Annotated in this window: 13 protein-coding genes; 7 read left to right on the top strand and 6 right to left on the bottom strand. The window is 37.3% G+C overall.

The annotated features are described in order from the left end of the window. The first annotated feature begins 22 nt into the window (after positions 1–22). Complete coding sequence (locus ACPWSO_RS11120; protein ID WP_426083317.1) at positions 23–283, top strand: hypothetical protein; 261 nt, start codon at positions 23–25, stop codon at positions 281–283. Between the two features lie 209 nt (positions 284–492). Further along, the gene (locus ACPWSO_RS11115; protein ID WP_426083315.1) at positions 493–1311 is read left to right on the top strand and encodes a hypothetical protein; all 819 of its coding nucleotides are present in this window, start codon (positions 493–495) and stop codon (positions 1309–1311) included. Positions 1312–1410: 99 nt separating this feature from the next. Here the strand turns inward: ACPWSO_RS11115 and ACPWSO_RS11110 are convergent, their stop codons facing one another. Beyond that, positions 1411–3147 (bottom strand): ABC transporter substrate-binding protein, encoded by a 1737-nt coding sequence (locus ACPWSO_RS11110; RefSeq protein WP_426083313.1) that lies wholly within the window; start codon positions 3145–3147, stop codon positions 1411–1413. 159 nt (positions 3148–3306) lie between these two features. On the opposite strand from ACPWSO_RS11110, the gene ACPWSO_RS11105 reads away from it, so the two are divergent. Next, the gene (locus ACPWSO_RS11105; RefSeq protein WP_426083311.1) at positions 3307–4524 is read left to right on the top strand and encodes an MDR family MFS transporter; all 1218 of its coding nucleotides are present in this window, start codon (positions 3307–3309) and stop codon (positions 4522–4524) included. A 93-nt stretch (positions 4525–4617) separates the two neighbouring features. Here ACPWSO_RS11105 and ACPWSO_RS11100 read toward each other — a convergent pair whose 3' ends face one another. Further along, a complete protein-coding gene (locus tag ACPWSO_RS11100) occupies positions 4618–5175 on the bottom strand; it encodes an RNA 2'-phosphotransferase (RefSeq protein ID WP_426083309.1) in 558 nt (185 codons plus the stop codon). A 118-nt stretch (positions 5176–5293) separates the two neighbouring features. Between ACPWSO_RS11100 and ACPWSO_RS11095 the strand changes: the two genes are divergently transcribed. Beyond that, positions 5294–5536, top strand: a complete 243-nt coding sequence (locus ACPWSO_RS11095; RefSeq protein WP_426083307.1) for a GlsB/YeaQ/YmgE family stress response membrane protein — start codon at positions 5294–5296, stop codon at positions 5534–5536. 123 nt (positions 5537–5659) lie between these two features. On the opposite strand, the gene ACPWSO_RS11090 is transcribed toward ACPWSO_RS11095, so the two are convergent. Beyond that, positions 5660–5968 carry an antibiotic biosynthesis monooxygenase family protein gene (locus ACPWSO_RS11090; RefSeq protein ID WP_426083305.1) on the bottom strand — a complete coding sequence of 103 codons (309 nt, stop codon included), beginning with the start codon at positions 5966–5968 and terminating at the stop codon, positions 5660–5662. Between the two features lie 269 nt (positions 5969–6237). Here ACPWSO_RS11090 and ACPWSO_RS11085 point away from each other — a divergent pair, with 269 nt between their 5' ends. Next, positions 6238–6528, top strand: a complete 291-nt coding sequence (locus ACPWSO_RS11085) for a hypothetical protein (RefSeq protein WP_426083303.1) — start codon at positions 6238–6240, stop codon at positions 6526–6528. Positions 6529–6620: 92 nt separating this feature from the next. Here the strand turns inward: ACPWSO_RS11085 and ACPWSO_RS11080 are convergent, their stop codons facing one another. Both ACPWSO_RS11080 and ACPWSO_RS11075 read right to left on the bottom strand, forming a co-directional pair. Further along, entirely contained in the window at positions 6621–6827 is a 207-nt protein-coding gene (locus ACPWSO_RS11080; protein WP_426083301.1) for a hypothetical protein, read from the bottom strand. 228 nt (positions 6828–7055) lie between these two features. Next, positions 7056–8591, bottom strand: a complete 1536-nt coding sequence (locus tag ACPWSO_RS11075; protein ID WP_426083299.1) for a hypothetical protein — start codon at positions 8589–8591, stop codon at positions 7056–7058. Positions 8592–8800: 209 nt separating this feature from the next. On the opposite strand from ACPWSO_RS11075, the gene ACPWSO_RS11070 reads away from it, so the two are divergent. Continuing rightward, complete coding sequence (locus ACPWSO_RS11070) at positions 8801–10126, top strand: Y-family DNA polymerase (RefSeq protein WP_426083297.1); 1326 nt, start codon at positions 8801–8803, stop codon at positions 10124–10126. Then, on the top strand, positions 10110–10490 hold the full coding sequence (locus tag ACPWSO_RS11065) for a hypothetical protein (protein WP_426083295.1): 381 nt from the start codon (positions 10110–10112) through the stop codon (positions 10488–10490). The genes ACPWSO_RS11070 and ACPWSO_RS11065 overlap by 17 nt, the downstream gene beginning before the upstream one ends. 875 nt (positions 10491–11365) lie before the next feature. On the opposite strand, the gene ACPWSO_RS11060 is transcribed toward ACPWSO_RS11065, so the two are convergent. Further along, positions 11366–13816 carry an Ig-like domain-containing protein gene (locus ACPWSO_RS11060; RefSeq protein ID WP_426083294.1) on the bottom strand — a complete coding sequence of 817 codons (2451 nt, stop codon included), beginning with the start codon at positions 13814–13816 and terminating at the stop codon, positions 11366–11368. Positions 13817–13884 lie beyond the last annotated feature (68 nt).

Below are 13884 nucleotides of genomic sequence, written 5' to 3'. Positions count from 1 at the left end.
ATCATCAAAGGAGTTGAAAAATATGGCAGTAGGTGCATTGTTTTTTTTAATACTAATGGTAGCTGCCTTAGTATTAATTGGGGGAATTTTAATTGTTGGTTTGACAGGTCTCATCACCTTTGTTCTGAGCTTGTTTTCAATTGGCGCAATGGCCACAGTAAAACGAAAGAAAAAATTCGGCAACGGCTGGTATGCATTACCATTAATTCCCTTAATCATCAGTATCATTATGGTCATACCGCTGCTGCTCTCTCTGGCCTATTTCTTTATTATTTCCAGATAGCAGGTCATTTTACCAGAAAAGAACTGACCGAAGACAGCATTCTTCCTGTCACTTTTCTTGTGACAGGCTTTGTTTAATCTATCTATCGGACTTATCTTTGGATAATTTTGGCTGAGAGTGGCTATTCCCTTAGGGGTGGAACCTTTATCTGAAAACATATAGCTTGGAAAATGAATGTTAGTATAATCTTTATTCAAAAGGAGAAAAAAATGAAAAATAAAAAATTAGTGTTGGGGCTATTGGCCTCTGCAATTCTTATTTCAGCATGCACCTCAACTAACTCGGAAAATTCAGTTAAGGAAAGCAGCAGCATAGAAACAACTGTTTCTTCCGAAATATCTTTAGAAAATAAAATCAAAGTGCCGGATACTTTATTCAAGCCTTACGAAGAAGTTGAAGCTGCCTTTAAAGAACTTGGACTAAAGGTAGAATTTGTATCTGCTTCTTTCAAAGAAAAAGCTGAGGAAGAAAAGCATTTTCTCAAAAAAGGCGAGTGTAACACCCTCCTAGCTCAAAAAAACTTAACTTATTTTAGTGATGAACAGGTTGGAAAAGAAAAAGCTGGTTATTATGCTGAAAAGGGAGCGACTATTCGAATTGGTGTTTCAGAAGAAGATTTTGATGGATCAAAAGATGAAGTCATTAAGAAAATTACCGGAGAAAGCTCTACCGATTCTACAAAATCTGAAACGACTACTTCTACAACAAGCACCCCTATAGAATCCGACAGCGTTGACACAACTGTAATTGCTTTGGCTGTCGGAGAAACTGGTCAATTTTCCGGAGAAATTATTATTGGTGAAGACTTAGATGCCGGTGCGTATGATATTATCCCCGTCAGCGATACAAGTGACTCCTTTAAGCTGTTTAAAGATAAAACTGCTCAGGAAGCTGATGAGTACAAATTTGAATGGCTCTTCCCGGCAGATGAGGAGGATGCCGAAGGCGATTCTTTAAAAAATTATGTTCTAAGATCAGGAAATATATTAGATATTTCAACTACTATGGAATTTACCCGAGTAAGATAAATGATTATTCAAAGAAAATCCGGAAAAGTGTGTAATGTATATTACCGCTTTTCCGGATTTTTTATTTTTTAAATCATTATCTTCATCCCTGTTCCATCGCTATACTGTGTCTCCTCTTTCAGCCCAAACTGTTCGTAAATCTAAATTACTAAAAAATTCTTTCCCCTGACGTTTGATCGTTGAATGAATTAGCTCCCTTTTTACTGGATGAGAGATGTAGACAAGAAAATAATTTGTTGTCAGCCACTGATCAATCTGCTCATAAACCAACTGCCGTTTAGAATAATCTTCGTTAAATTTCATTTTTTCAATTTTCTTATTAAGCACTGATAGAATAGCTTTTGAAAAAAGACGCTGACAAAATAAATTCGGATTAGAACAAAAATCTAAAAATGCCAATTCTTGATTAGCAATCGGTACGTCTGCTGCCATCATCATATCTGTTTCTTCTTCATATTCTTTAGTGTAAAAGGTTCCTGAAATCGGCATTTTTCGTAGCTCCAGCTGAATTCCGTAGGCTGCAGCCCGCTTTTGCAGCCACTCTGCTTTCTTTCTTGCTTCCAAATAACTAAAGGTACCTAAGGTCAATACTTCCCCTTGATAACCTGCTTCTTCCAACAACTCAGCAACTTTTGAGCATTCTTTTGGCACTGGTTTAGATTTTTCTGGATGAAATCTTGAGGCCGACATACCAATCGCCAATTCTTTTTTCATTTCTACTCCATCCAGCAGATGGTAGATTGCTTCCCGAAACTTTGGGTGCTGAATCACAGATTGGCTTTGGAAGTTAAACATCAGAAATTCTACCCCAACATTCTCTTTACTGTACTCTACATACTCATCCTTTTTTGAAAACTCTGCATCAGTCAATACCGTTACCGGCAGCTCCTGATTTTCAATAACCCAAAATTCAATTCGATCCATTAAGGGACGCAGACCATAATAGTCTTCAAATACTTCTAATGTTAACGACTGATCAGAATAATTTCTAATTTTAAACGGACCTGTCGAAACCCATCTCTTTTCATCAAAAGAAATATCATACGGCAGGATAGCTAAATTTCCCATTGCCAAGTAATGACCAAAAAAAGGTTCACCTTTATTCAGATGAATGGTTACAACATACTCATTATCACAGGATATATCTTTAATATTCTGCAGTTGCCAAGAAACAACCGATTCAGGATTTCGTGCCCGCAGCAGCGTGTATTTCACATCCTCACTTGTAAGCATTCTGCCGTGATGGAAACGGACTCCCTTTCGGAGAAAAAATGTCCATTGACAATAATCCTTGGAAACCCGCCAATGATGAGCCAGCCCCGGCTGCAAGCTGTGGGCTCCGTCTTCATATTGAAGAAGTGTATCTCCCAGCTGATGAATGAGAAACGATTCTCTTGAAACAGCAACTTTCAAAGGATCAAGTGAGGTGATTGGTCTTCTAAGTATGTAACGCAGAATGTCCTGATCATTTGAGCCCTGCTGTACGCCAAATAGTCCTTGTATTTCCTGAAAAACCTCATCAAACCATGCCTTGGGAATGTCCATTCCCAAGAGCTCTATCACATCATCCAATGAATTTGTTTCAAGTGCCTGTTCCACAATCTCCTGTACTTCCTGCTGAAACGGCGCCCTAAAAATCAACTCTGAGCCATTTCCTCTACCTCTTCCCGGAACATAAGTCAGCTTTCCCAGCGCTTCACACTGCTTTAGCCGCCGTTTGCATTGCTTCGCAGTACACAGCCATAAATCTGTCAGTTCCACTAGTTTAAAGGTCACTTTATTTTGCTTCTCCCGTTTCAAAAAAAATGCACGCAGCTGATAATAAATGAAATCCATCTCGTCAACTCCCATTCTAAAAGGGGACACGTTTTTAAAAATTAATCCCTTTTTAATACTACAAACCTCTTTTATAATCATATCAAACCATTTGATAATTTCAATGAAAGGAGTAATTTCATGTTAAAATCCCTACACCCTAATATTAGAGCGCGCATTATGATTCAATTTCTCAGCAAAGTAGTCGGTTCGATGGTTTTTCCGTTCATGGCTGTTTATCTGACAAAGGAACTAAATAGCGGCATTGCAGGCATTTTAGTAACGGTTAATGTCATCGTTCAATTTGCTGCTGGGATTTACGGCGGTCATTTGACAGACATTTTCGGACGAAAACAGCTAATGGTTCTTGGCGAATGGCTAAAAACTGCTGCTTATCTAGGTATGCTGCTGGCAAACTCCGCTCTCCTTCATTCGGTCTGGCTCACCTTTTTAATGATGCTGACAGTCAGCGTTGCTCAGGGAATGATTAATCCTGCTGCTGATGCTATGCTGATTGATGTCAGTACACCGGAAAACCGGGCATTTATGTACTCTATCAGCTATTGGGCTAATAATTTATCGGTGCTGATTGGCGTCATGGTTGGCGGCTGGTTTTTCCAAACACATCTATTTTACTTGTTGGCCGCCCTAGTTCTGCTTTCTCTTTTTACAACTGGCTTAACCATTAAAATGCTTTCTGAGACCATGACTAAAACCACTCATCAAGAAAAAAATGTCGGCTTAACTGCTGTCTTTAAAAACTATCAAACCGTCGTTATTGACCGTCGCTTCTTGTTGTTTACATTAGCCGGTATTGCTATTATGACAGTGGAATTTCAACGCAATAACTATGTTTCTGTTCGATTGGCAGAAGAACTACAACAAATGGTGCTGCACTTTGGTTCTCTAGGCAGCATCACTTTAGACGGCGTAAAAATTCTTAGTCTGTTGACAGCAGTCAACACGATTATGATCGTCCTGTTCACAGCTCCTGTCGCCAGTTGGGTCAGCGGACGTTCACAAAAGCCGATTATGTATACTGGCTTTATTCTATTCAGCTTTGGTTATGCAGTTACGGCATTTTCCAATCAACTGCTGGTATTATTCATTGCTACGATTGTTTTTTCTTTGGGAGAGCTGTTCTATGTTCCAACACGGCAAACAATTCTGGCTGAAATTATTGATAATTCCAAACGGGGAGCCTATGTAGCCTTTAATGGGATTATTTTCCAAGCTGGTAAAATTCTAGCCTCCCTTTCCTTAATGATTTCTCCGGCAATCGGAAAATATGGGATGGCTGCCTTGCTGATTTCACTAGGAATTGTAAGTATTATCCTGACAAACAGCTCATTAGCTGTTCAACCAAATCAGCCTCAGGAAACCTCCATTGACAATTAAAAGAAAAACGCAGTAGTTCACTGGATGCTGCAGTACCTGTCCCAGACTCATTGTGGTCACTACATATCCTGTTCAATTGCTGCGTTTTTCTATCTATTTCTGTTCTGTTATGATTTGTAAATAGTCAGCTGGAATCCTATCACTCAGCCAAATATCTTCCGGTTCGCGGTAAAATCTGATGCCTCCTTGAAAAGCTGCTTCTGCATTCACTTTGAATAATACAGGAGAACGGTCTCTTCGTTTGCCTACTGTAACTGCTGTTGCTATATCTGAAGACAGATGGACATACTGACGTTCTTTTGGAATCAATCCTTGCTCCAAAATCGAGGCTGTAAAACGGTGGGCTGTTCCGTGATAGAGAAACTGCGGCGGAACAGCTGCTGTCTTTTCAATTTTCTTCTTAATGCTATGCCCGTAAATTGCTCTTATTTTTTCATCCTTGATTTCCCAGCGCTTTTTGTCACTTCTTGCTAAAAGAGACAGTAACAGCTCCTCTGTCAACCCAAGATTTTCCTTGCAATTCATCTTTTCAATAAACCTCTTCACTGCTACATAACCTTCTTCATCTAAAATCAGGTCAAACTCTTCCGGCTTGTGTCTCAAGGCATATGAAATTGTCTTACTAATTTTTTCTTCTTGTTTTGTCAGCATATTTTTCACTCCGCTATATTTTTTCTAAAACGATTGAACTGAAATCAGTCCTCCGTCGGATTAGATTTCTATTATATTATGTTATCATGTAATAGAATTAATTGTTAGGAGGGATATTATGAGTTGGTTATGGACATTAATCGTTGGAGCAATTATCGGTTCGATTGCCGGATCAGTAACAAGCAAGGATAGACCCAGCGGATGTATTTTTAATATTATCGCCGGCTTGATTGGTTCTTCAGTTGGTCAAGCCTTATTTGGAGACTGGGGTCCTAGTTTAGCAGGAATGGCATTAGTACCTTCCATACTGGGTGCAGCAATTGTTGTTATTGTCGTTTCTTTCTTTACAGGTAAAAACTAATTTTGCTCATACTAAAAATAGACGTCTCAAAAACTGTTGCTAAAAACAGCTTTTGAGGCGTCTATTCGTTTTAGCATGATTTTTTCCTGCATTATATTTCTATAGAGAAACTCTTTTGCTGGATTAGGCAAACACCGTGTAGCTTTTTCTGATTTTATCTAAAACAATCTCTGGTCTGCTCTCTTTATTCTTATGAGCAGCCCGATGCTTTTCCAAATGTTCAGGCCGCTTTAACCAGGCTTGAAAATCCTTCTTATCCTGCCATTTTGAAACTAATGTGAACTCACAGGTATCCTTTGTTTCCGCATACCAGCACTCACTGGAGAGACAGTTCTCCCATGCCTGCATTGAGGCAACATCTTTCTTTGTTTTATTCTCGAAGGTTTCTTTACCTTCTTTTTTTATGATAAATGCAACGGTTTGAACAAACATCTTTTTGCACTCCTCTCCTCAAATGATAATGATTATCATTATTAATTATACCGTAAGTTTTAATTTTATGTAAGTCTAATCAGCTAAAGAGACCATTAATAATTCTTTCCGCCACGATTTCAATTATCTGTTTATTATTGCTACTTTAAACTATATCAATCACCTACTTTTTACTTTCTGAAAATTATCTTATTCTAGACAAACAGAACAAACGTTCGTATAATGATTATAGATAAATACTTCTATTTATAGAAAGCGAGGAGACTGTCATGAATGAAAGAAGCTACGTAGGAACAGCAGACAAGATTCGGCTAATTTCAGCTTTTCCAAATATGCTTGTCCGCTTTACCCTACATACTAAAGGAGAAGATATTAATTGTTTAGTGGCCAAAAGAGATTTAGCTAATCTGATGTTATTTCTTGAAAATAACCACTTTGAGCTTTCAGTATTTGGTCATTACAATAGCCGGCAGCAGCTTGTGATTGAAAAATTCATTGTCAGAAATCCCAACTCTTTTATTCGTGAATTCGTCTCAAAGCCATTGAAAAGTATTGCTTAATTGAACTGCTTTTTAGAAATATCAACAGTGAAAAAGCCGTAAAAGAGTGACTATTGCTACTCTTTTACGGCTTTTCTTTAATATTTGTATATTCACTCTGCTTGTTCCAGCTCTACAGTTTCTGTGTTATAGCAGTAAGTAGCAGCACCGCCATGATGAGCTTCCCCAACGAAATTCATTCGATCTTCTCTATTCAGCCAGGCTTCCCGGAAAAGAAAAAATTCAGCATTTCCTATTTTTAATTCACTGATTTCACCAGTTTTCAACTGCTCCAATAACTCTTCGTATTTATTTATCACCTTTTCACACTCGCTTTCTAAGAGATAATAGCATAGTTCTCCTTTGGAAAGTAGCTTGAAAAAGTTCTCTAAAAGACTGATTCAACGAATGGAGTGTTTATCAATGAAATGAGTTACTCATTCTAGTCAACAGCTCCACTGTTGCTCTCTGTATACTTGACACACAGCTCCATTTTTAACTATTTAGTTTTTATCCTATCTTTTACTATTAGATACACTTAAAGCCCCTTAGTCTAAAGTAAGCTTTTTACCATCTAAATACTTGAATAGAACATGTCTGCTTTGGATAATTTCTTCAAAAATTGATACAAGAACATTTATTTCTTTTTTTGGAGGTTCAGGATTATCAGTCTTTTTGACATCGATTTTTTTTGTATTTAAAAAGAACATAACTTTTAAAGAAGTTATTTCAAGAACAGAAACTTGTTCATACGTATATCGATAAGTAATATCTGAAAAGTGTCTTTTTACAGATTTTAGAAATGACTCTATTTGAACTTCATTGTTGTATATAAATATATTTATCCATTGGGACTCCTCACTTTTCATAATGTTGACCAACTTCTTAATATATAGGAAATTGTTATTAAACGGAGTAAGTCTGAAAAGCAAATTCGTATGGTTCGCCATAAACTCAGTGTTATTATTTCCAGAAATCAACTGATACTCCTCTAAAGATAATTTTTGGAATAAGTATTTAGACATATCTTTAATTCTTTTTCCATTTAAATCAAATTTTATTCCCAGTACATTAACATATTTTGCATAGCTACTATTGTCTATCTCCATAATTGCTGTGTTGTAAGGAATAACAAAAGATAACTGTTTGCTTTCTTTATAGAAATCTATTAATTCGTCTTTCTTTTTCACCTCTTTAAAACTACTTACTATTTCATCAGAAAATGTCAGCATTCGATTCCATACATCCTCTGACTCAAACAATTTTTGTTCCTCTGACAATGCCAGCAATAATCTCCCAATAGCGATCGACCAACCTATATCCTCCCGCAGCTTCCCTTCATCTCGGTTCAGTTTAAACTCTCGGGTAACCGGATTATTTCTAGCTTGATAATCAATTTTTATTGTATCTGATTTAAGATTTACACTAAATATTCTATTGGGTAAAGCATTATCAGTATTAAATTTTTCCTCTATAGCCTTAGTCAAACCTATAATACCGTAATTCATCATGTTATCATTACAAAATTTTATTATCTTCTTCAATTTTCTTTTTGGGTTAATATCATTTCCTTCGAAATACTGAATTATCTGTTTTTTCCCCTCCACATGTTTCAATGTGATATCAGGTAGTTTAGTTGTCATGGAAGAAAATACAATAGTTCTTAAAAACACGATAACTTCAATATAATTCTCTTCATTTAAAGATTGAAGAAATTCCTTATAAAATGTGTAATTCTTTTTAAATGTGTTGTGCATCGCTTCATCAAATGAATCCAGCATTTTGCAGTTGTCCTTAAATTTGCTTCTTGCCAATTGTACAGATATTTCAAAAATAAGACAAAGCTGTTCTTCATTTTTATTTACTCTTGAAAAGATGTAATCATATATATCCAAGTACTTTCGAGAATTATAAGCTAGATTATTAAACAACCAGCACAACTGTCCCAAATTTGTGAATATCGTCAGATATTCATGTACAACTTCATGTGCGATTATTGATAAGACTTCTTCTGGCTCAGCATCTGAATTAATAAAAATTGAATTATAATCATATACTCCACGCATCGTTCTATATGTCGCCATTGTTCCCTCCAAAACAAAAAATTTAACTGCTCTATTAAAACTAACAAAAGTAATCCTATATTCTTTTCATTATATCATTTAATAATAAACAGACTTACGGTCACTTTAAAAAAATCTATCCACACTTTCTGCTAATTATCTTATGCTAGACAAAAGGAACGTACGTTCGTATAATGGAGATGAACTATTTACGGAGAGGATGGATTACCATGAGGTTTGACTATAGTAAAGAGCCCCGCAGGGATATTTTATGTATTGATGTAAAGTCCTTCTATGCTTCTGTTGAATGCGTTCAGCTGGGCTTAGACCCATTAAAAGCGATGCTGGTGGTGATGAGTAATGCTGAAAATGCCGGCGGTTTGATTCTCTCTGCCTCACCAATGGCAAAGGAAAAGCTGGGGCTCTCAAATGTTATGCGAAAATGGGATTTACCTGATCATCCAGAGCTACGAATTGTGCCTCCTAGAATGCAGTTTTATATCGATGAAAATATGAAGATTAACAACATATACAAACAATATGTCGCAACTGAAGACATTCACGCCTACTCCATCGACGAATCCTTTCTTGATATTACAGCCAGTAAAAAGCTGTTTGGAAAAAACGCCTATGAACTGGCTGAAACAATTATGGCCCACATAAAAAAAGAAACTGGCTTAGCCGTTACTATTGGTGTCGGCGATAATCCGCTGCTGGCCAAAGTGGCGATGGATGTTGCGGCAAAACATAATGATTCCTATATCGCTGAATGGCGCTATGAGCAAGTCCCTGAAACGCTTTGGAAAATCAAATCGCTGACAGAAATGTGGGGGATTAACAGCCGAACCGCAAAACGCTTAGAAAAGCTGAATGTCCACTCAGTTTATGAGCTGGCTCATACAAACGAGTATGCCTTAAAGGATGAATTTGGTGTCATTGGACTTCAGCTTTATGCTCATGCTTGGGGGATTGACCGGACTAGATTAGCCGATTCTTATATCCCTGAAGAAAAATCTCTTAATAATAATCAGATTCTGCCTAGAGACTACCGCTTTCAACGTGAAATAGAAACGGTTTTACAGGAACTGACCGATCAGGTTGCAGCAAGACTGCGGCAGCAGGACGCTCAGACTCAATGTGTGGCGCTTTACATAGGCTACTCCAGCTGGTACAGAAAACAAGGAAACAAAGGCTTTCACCATCAGATGAAAATTCCCGCAACCAACCGTTCCAAGCTTTTGAAGGAATATATTTTAGAAATTTTCAGGGAGCATTGGACTGGAATTGAAGTACGCCGTATTGGTGTTTCTTTCTCAAAGTTAACTTACACTAATGCAATTCAACTGGATCTGTTCCATAATCCCCAAGCTCCGGTCAATGACCACAAATTAGATAATTTGATTGATGCTATCCGAAAAAAATATGGATTTACCGCTATTCTGCATGCAAACTCACTGCTGTCAGGAGGAACCGCTGTTAGTCGGGCTTCACTGATTGGCGGTCATGCTGGTGGGATGGATGGTTTAAGGAGTGAATACGATGCCAAAAAATACTGATTTAAACGCCTTTTATTTTCAAGAATACAAAGATCGGGGAATGCTGAAATGGCAGGGAATGTATCTTTCAGAACATACAGCTGAGCTTGCAAAAGAGCAGCAGAAAGAACAGCACATAATCAAAAGAAAGCCGACTATGACTGAAACTGAAATTCAGGAAATTCTGGCTGCTGCTTACAAATATCAGCAAACTATTGCGGTTCAACTGGACATGCGGGATACAGAAAATAATTATTTTGAAGATATCACTGGAATAATCAGCGGCTTTGATGAACTGGGATTATATATAGATACAACAAGTATTCCTTATGAGGCTATTCATCATGTGGAGATTATTCCCTTTAAAAAATGGAGTGAAGTTTAGAAGAAAAACAGCTTAAGTTTATTTATATTTCAAACTATTCTAATCTAATAGCAAAATCAAAAAAGAGAATGTGGCATCCATATGTCTCCATCCTCTAAAACCAAATAAGTAGTATTTTGAAAGCCATCTCTTCGAAATAAGGAGGAATCTGATTTCCAAAATCCTTTCTCTTATTCGTTTTTTTAGTAGTTTAGCTGGTTACTTTCTCGCTGCAGCTGACATTTATTAATAAAAAAATGAATGAGACACACGTAGTATGAATCACATTGAAGAACCAGTTATAAGAAGATTCACTTATCCTATAACTGGTTCTTTTCTATTTATTTCGTAATAGATTTAATTAATCGAGTCCGAAGCTCTCATTCTTCCTTTTCACAATTCGTTTGCTTCTACTATAAAGATACAATGAAACAAAAAATAAAATACATATTACTGGAGATATCATTATACCAAATATTGGTAATACCCAACCCCATGCTAAAAAATCACCTGTTAGTACTACAGTTAATGCACAGGGTATTACTATCAATGCTGCGTTTAATATTAATAATACTGAACTAACCTTTAATACGATTTTCACTTAACGCTTACTCCTTAATTTTGACTATAGTGTGATGTCCATTTGTAAAGCCTATTATCTTATTCATATAATTGTTTTCTAAATCAAAATTAGTCTCTAAATTAGACCTTAAGCTTGATAGATATCTTCAACTTTCATGCTCTCCTGAACTCTTTGCACCGCTTCTTACTTATCTTTTGTAATGTTGAAGTACAGCTCTGTCAAATAAAAAACGCTTAAAATGAACTTACAGATCTTATTTGCTGTACAAAAAGCAAAACCACCCGTAAGAGGTAGTTTTGCTCTTCTAATTACATTATTTAATAGTTAAAGCAACAGTTACTTTCTTTCCGCCATCTTTTGAAATAAAGGTAATCGTAGCTCTTCCAGCTTTGATTCCTGCTACTTCTCCATTTTCAGAAACAGTGGCGACTGCTGAATTAGAGCTTGTCCAAGTTCCTTTTTTATTAGAAGCATTTTGCGGTGTAAATACAGATGTGATTTGCTGCTGTTCACCAACCATAATCGTTTTTGAGGGAATGCTCAATTTCACGCTTTTTACTGGTATTTCCTCTTGAACAGTAATTACACTCGATATTTTTTTCGCTCCATCTTCTGTCAAAACAGTAATAGTTGTTTTTCCTGAATTTTTAGCTTGTACAAGACCAGTTTCTGAGATTGTAGCAACTTCTGAATTTGAGCTCATCCAGCTCACTCGCTGATTCGAGGCATTTACTGGTGTGAGTGTGGGGATAAGCTGTTGTTCTGTCCCAACAATCATCGTCTTATTTGCTATAGTCAGCTTAATACCTGTCACTGGACGTTCTTCTTTTACGGTAATGACAGCCGCTGCCTTTTTATTTCCATCCATTGTAAGCACAGTAATTGTCGTTTTTCCTGATTTTTTCGCTGTTATCCTCCCATACTTATCAATTTCAGCGACAGCTGAATCTGAACTTGTATAGGTTATTTCAGGATTGGAAGCATTGCTAGGTGATACAGTTGAAAATGCACGCTGTTCCGTTCCAACAATCATTGTTTTATTTGAGATTTCAAGTTTCACACTTTTTACTGGAATTACTTTATTCACTGTTATCGTACTGGTCGCTTGTTTCCCGCCATCTTCTGTTGTCGCTGTAATAGTTGCTGTCCCAGCTTTGATTCCCTTTACGGTTCCATCCGCACTGACTTCGACGATTTTAGGATTAGAGCTGCTCCAAGCTACCGTTTTATTTTTGGCAAAATCAGGGATTACAACTGCTGTCAACTGCTGACTTTCTCCTTCAAATAATTCTTTTTTCTCAGGAGTAATTTTCACTCCTGTTACAGCTGGGTCAACTGTATTAACCTCACAAACCGCACTCTTCTGATTTACACCTTGCCCTACTTTAACGGTAATTATATTTCTTCCTAATCGGTGTCCAGTATACACCCCATTCTGGTCTATCGTGCCGTAAGAACTGTCTGAAACTGACCAAATAAATACTTTATCAGTAGCGTTTTCCGGAGTTACAACTGGAGTCAGCGGAGTTGGTTCTCCTGCATAAACCTGAATTTTTTCAGGGACAAAGCTAATTTGTTCAACTGGAATAGCCGGAACAACAGTCACTGTTGCTTGACCGATTCGTTGTCCATCTTCCGATTCAGCAGTAATAACTGTTGTTCCCGGTTGATGGCCTGAGACAAGTATATTTCTCGATTCATTCTGTCCAACATTTAACGAGTTATCACTCACACTAGCTACACTTGGTTCTGAGCTACTTAGCTTAACATACTTATTCGTTGCATTTGTTGGTGTAATAGAAACTGCCATTTTCTCGGTTTCACCAACACCTACTTGCAGCACTTCTGGAGTTATGCTGATTTCTTCCACCGAAACTGGCGTCCCAAAGGCACTATAATGAGCAAAGGCGTAGCTCATTATACCGTTTGAATGATACGTGTTAAATCGAGCACCAGTATTTTTAGTTGTATATTCCTGCACATTAATCGCCATTGCTTGTTGATTATTTGGATTATAAATTGGTCCACCGCTAGAAACTGGTTTTGAATCTAAAATATAGTCAATTGTATCTTTGGATTCTTTCACAAGGGTACCTACCGTTTGGGTCAGCATTTTACCTTTTCCATCTGAATGATATCCGCTTAATGTATATGGGGCAGGTAATTCCTGAGTCAAACCAAACCAGCCATTTTTCTCTCCGGCTGGCTCTGACAGCTTAATCGCTCCCATATCATAATTTGGTGTGTAGTATTCCAGCCGCCCTCTGGGAACCATAAAAGTAGTTGATGTCACTTTTTTGTAGTTTCCCATATCATAGAGGTTGTTCTCTGTTCCTTCCTCAATCAGATATACATTAACTGATTGCGCCCAGCCGCCAAGGTCAGGTGCATATAAGCAATGCCCCGCAGTTAAAACAGTGTCAGCGGATACTAAAAATCCTGTTCCTTCAGCAGATGCCTTAGGAAATTTAATTTCCAAAAAAACAATTTTTCTGTACGAGGACTGTGTTACATCCTCAACAACTACACGATCATCCTCTCCAAAAATCTGACGTGGAGACTTTTGAACAGGCCAATTCCCTTCTGACGGGAAGGTTTCTAAAGGAATTTTCTTTTCATATTCCATCAGATAATCTGTAGGGACCACCCGTCCATCGTTGTACACAATATCTGACGACTGATTGCTTCCTGCTTGTCCAACAATTGGCTGCAGAAATAACCCTATGACAACACAAAATAAACCTAGCCAACAATTCTTTTTCATTTCTCATTCCTCCTAAAAATTTGTCTATAAATGGTACTTATTTAGTATATCATGATTAAATGAGCCTA

The organism is Enterococcus sp. LJL51 (assembly GCF_049894025.1).
In the GTDB taxonomy this organism is placed as follows: Bacteria; Bacillota; Bacilli; order Lactobacillales; family Enterococcaceae; genus Enterococcus_L.
This window is presented reverse-complemented; position numbering and strand designations above follow the sequence as displayed.

Bases quoted from the DNA above. Each gene is read 5' to 3' on its own strand.
- ACPWSO_RS11095 (WP_426083307.1), top strand. From the start codon at position 5,294: ATGAGTTGGTTATGGACATTAATCGTTGGAGCAATTATCGGTTCGATT.
- ACPWSO_RS11105 (WP_426083311.1), top strand. From the start codon at position 3,307: ATGATTCAATTTCTCAGCAAAGTAGTCGGTTCGATGGTTTTTCCGTTC.
- ACPWSO_RS11075 (WP_426083299.1), bottom strand. From the start codon at position 8,591: ATGGCGACATATAGAACGATGCGTGGAGTATATGATTATAATTCAATT.
- ACPWSO_RS11085 (WP_426083303.1), top strand. From the start codon at position 6,238: ATGAATGAAAGAAGCTACGTAGGAACAGCAGACAAGATTCGGCTAATT.
- ACPWSO_RS11115 (WP_426083315.1), top strand. From the start codon at position 493: ATGAAAAATAAAAAATTAGTGTTGGGGCTATTGGCCTCTGCAATTCTT.
- ACPWSO_RS11065 (WP_426083295.1), top strand. From the start codon at position 10,110: ATGCCAAAAAATACTGATTTAAACGCCTTTTATTTTCAAGAATACAAA.
- ACPWSO_RS11090 (WP_426083305.1), bottom strand. From the start codon at position 5,968: ATGTTTGTTCAAACCGTTGCATTTATCATAAAAAAAGAAGGTAAAGAA.
- ACPWSO_RS11110 (WP_426083313.1), bottom strand. From the start codon at position 3,147: ATGGATTTCATTTATTATCAGCTGCGTGCATTTTTTTTGAAACGGGAG.
- ACPWSO_RS11100 (WP_426083309.1), bottom strand. From the start codon at position 5,175: ATGCTGACAAAACAAGAAGAAAAAATTAGTAAGACAATTTCATATGCC.
- ACPWSO_RS11120 (WP_426083317.1), top strand. From the start codon at position 23: ATGGCAGTAGGTGCATTGTTTTTTTTAATACTAATGGTAGCTGCCTTA.
- ACPWSO_RS11070 (WP_426083297.1), top strand. From the start codon at position 8,801: ATGAGGTTTGACTATAGTAAAGAGCCCCGCAGGGATATTTTATGTATT.
- ACPWSO_RS11060 (WP_426083294.1), bottom strand. From the start codon at position 13,816: ATGAAAAAGAATTGTTGGCTAGGTTTATTTTGTGTTGTCATAGGGTTA.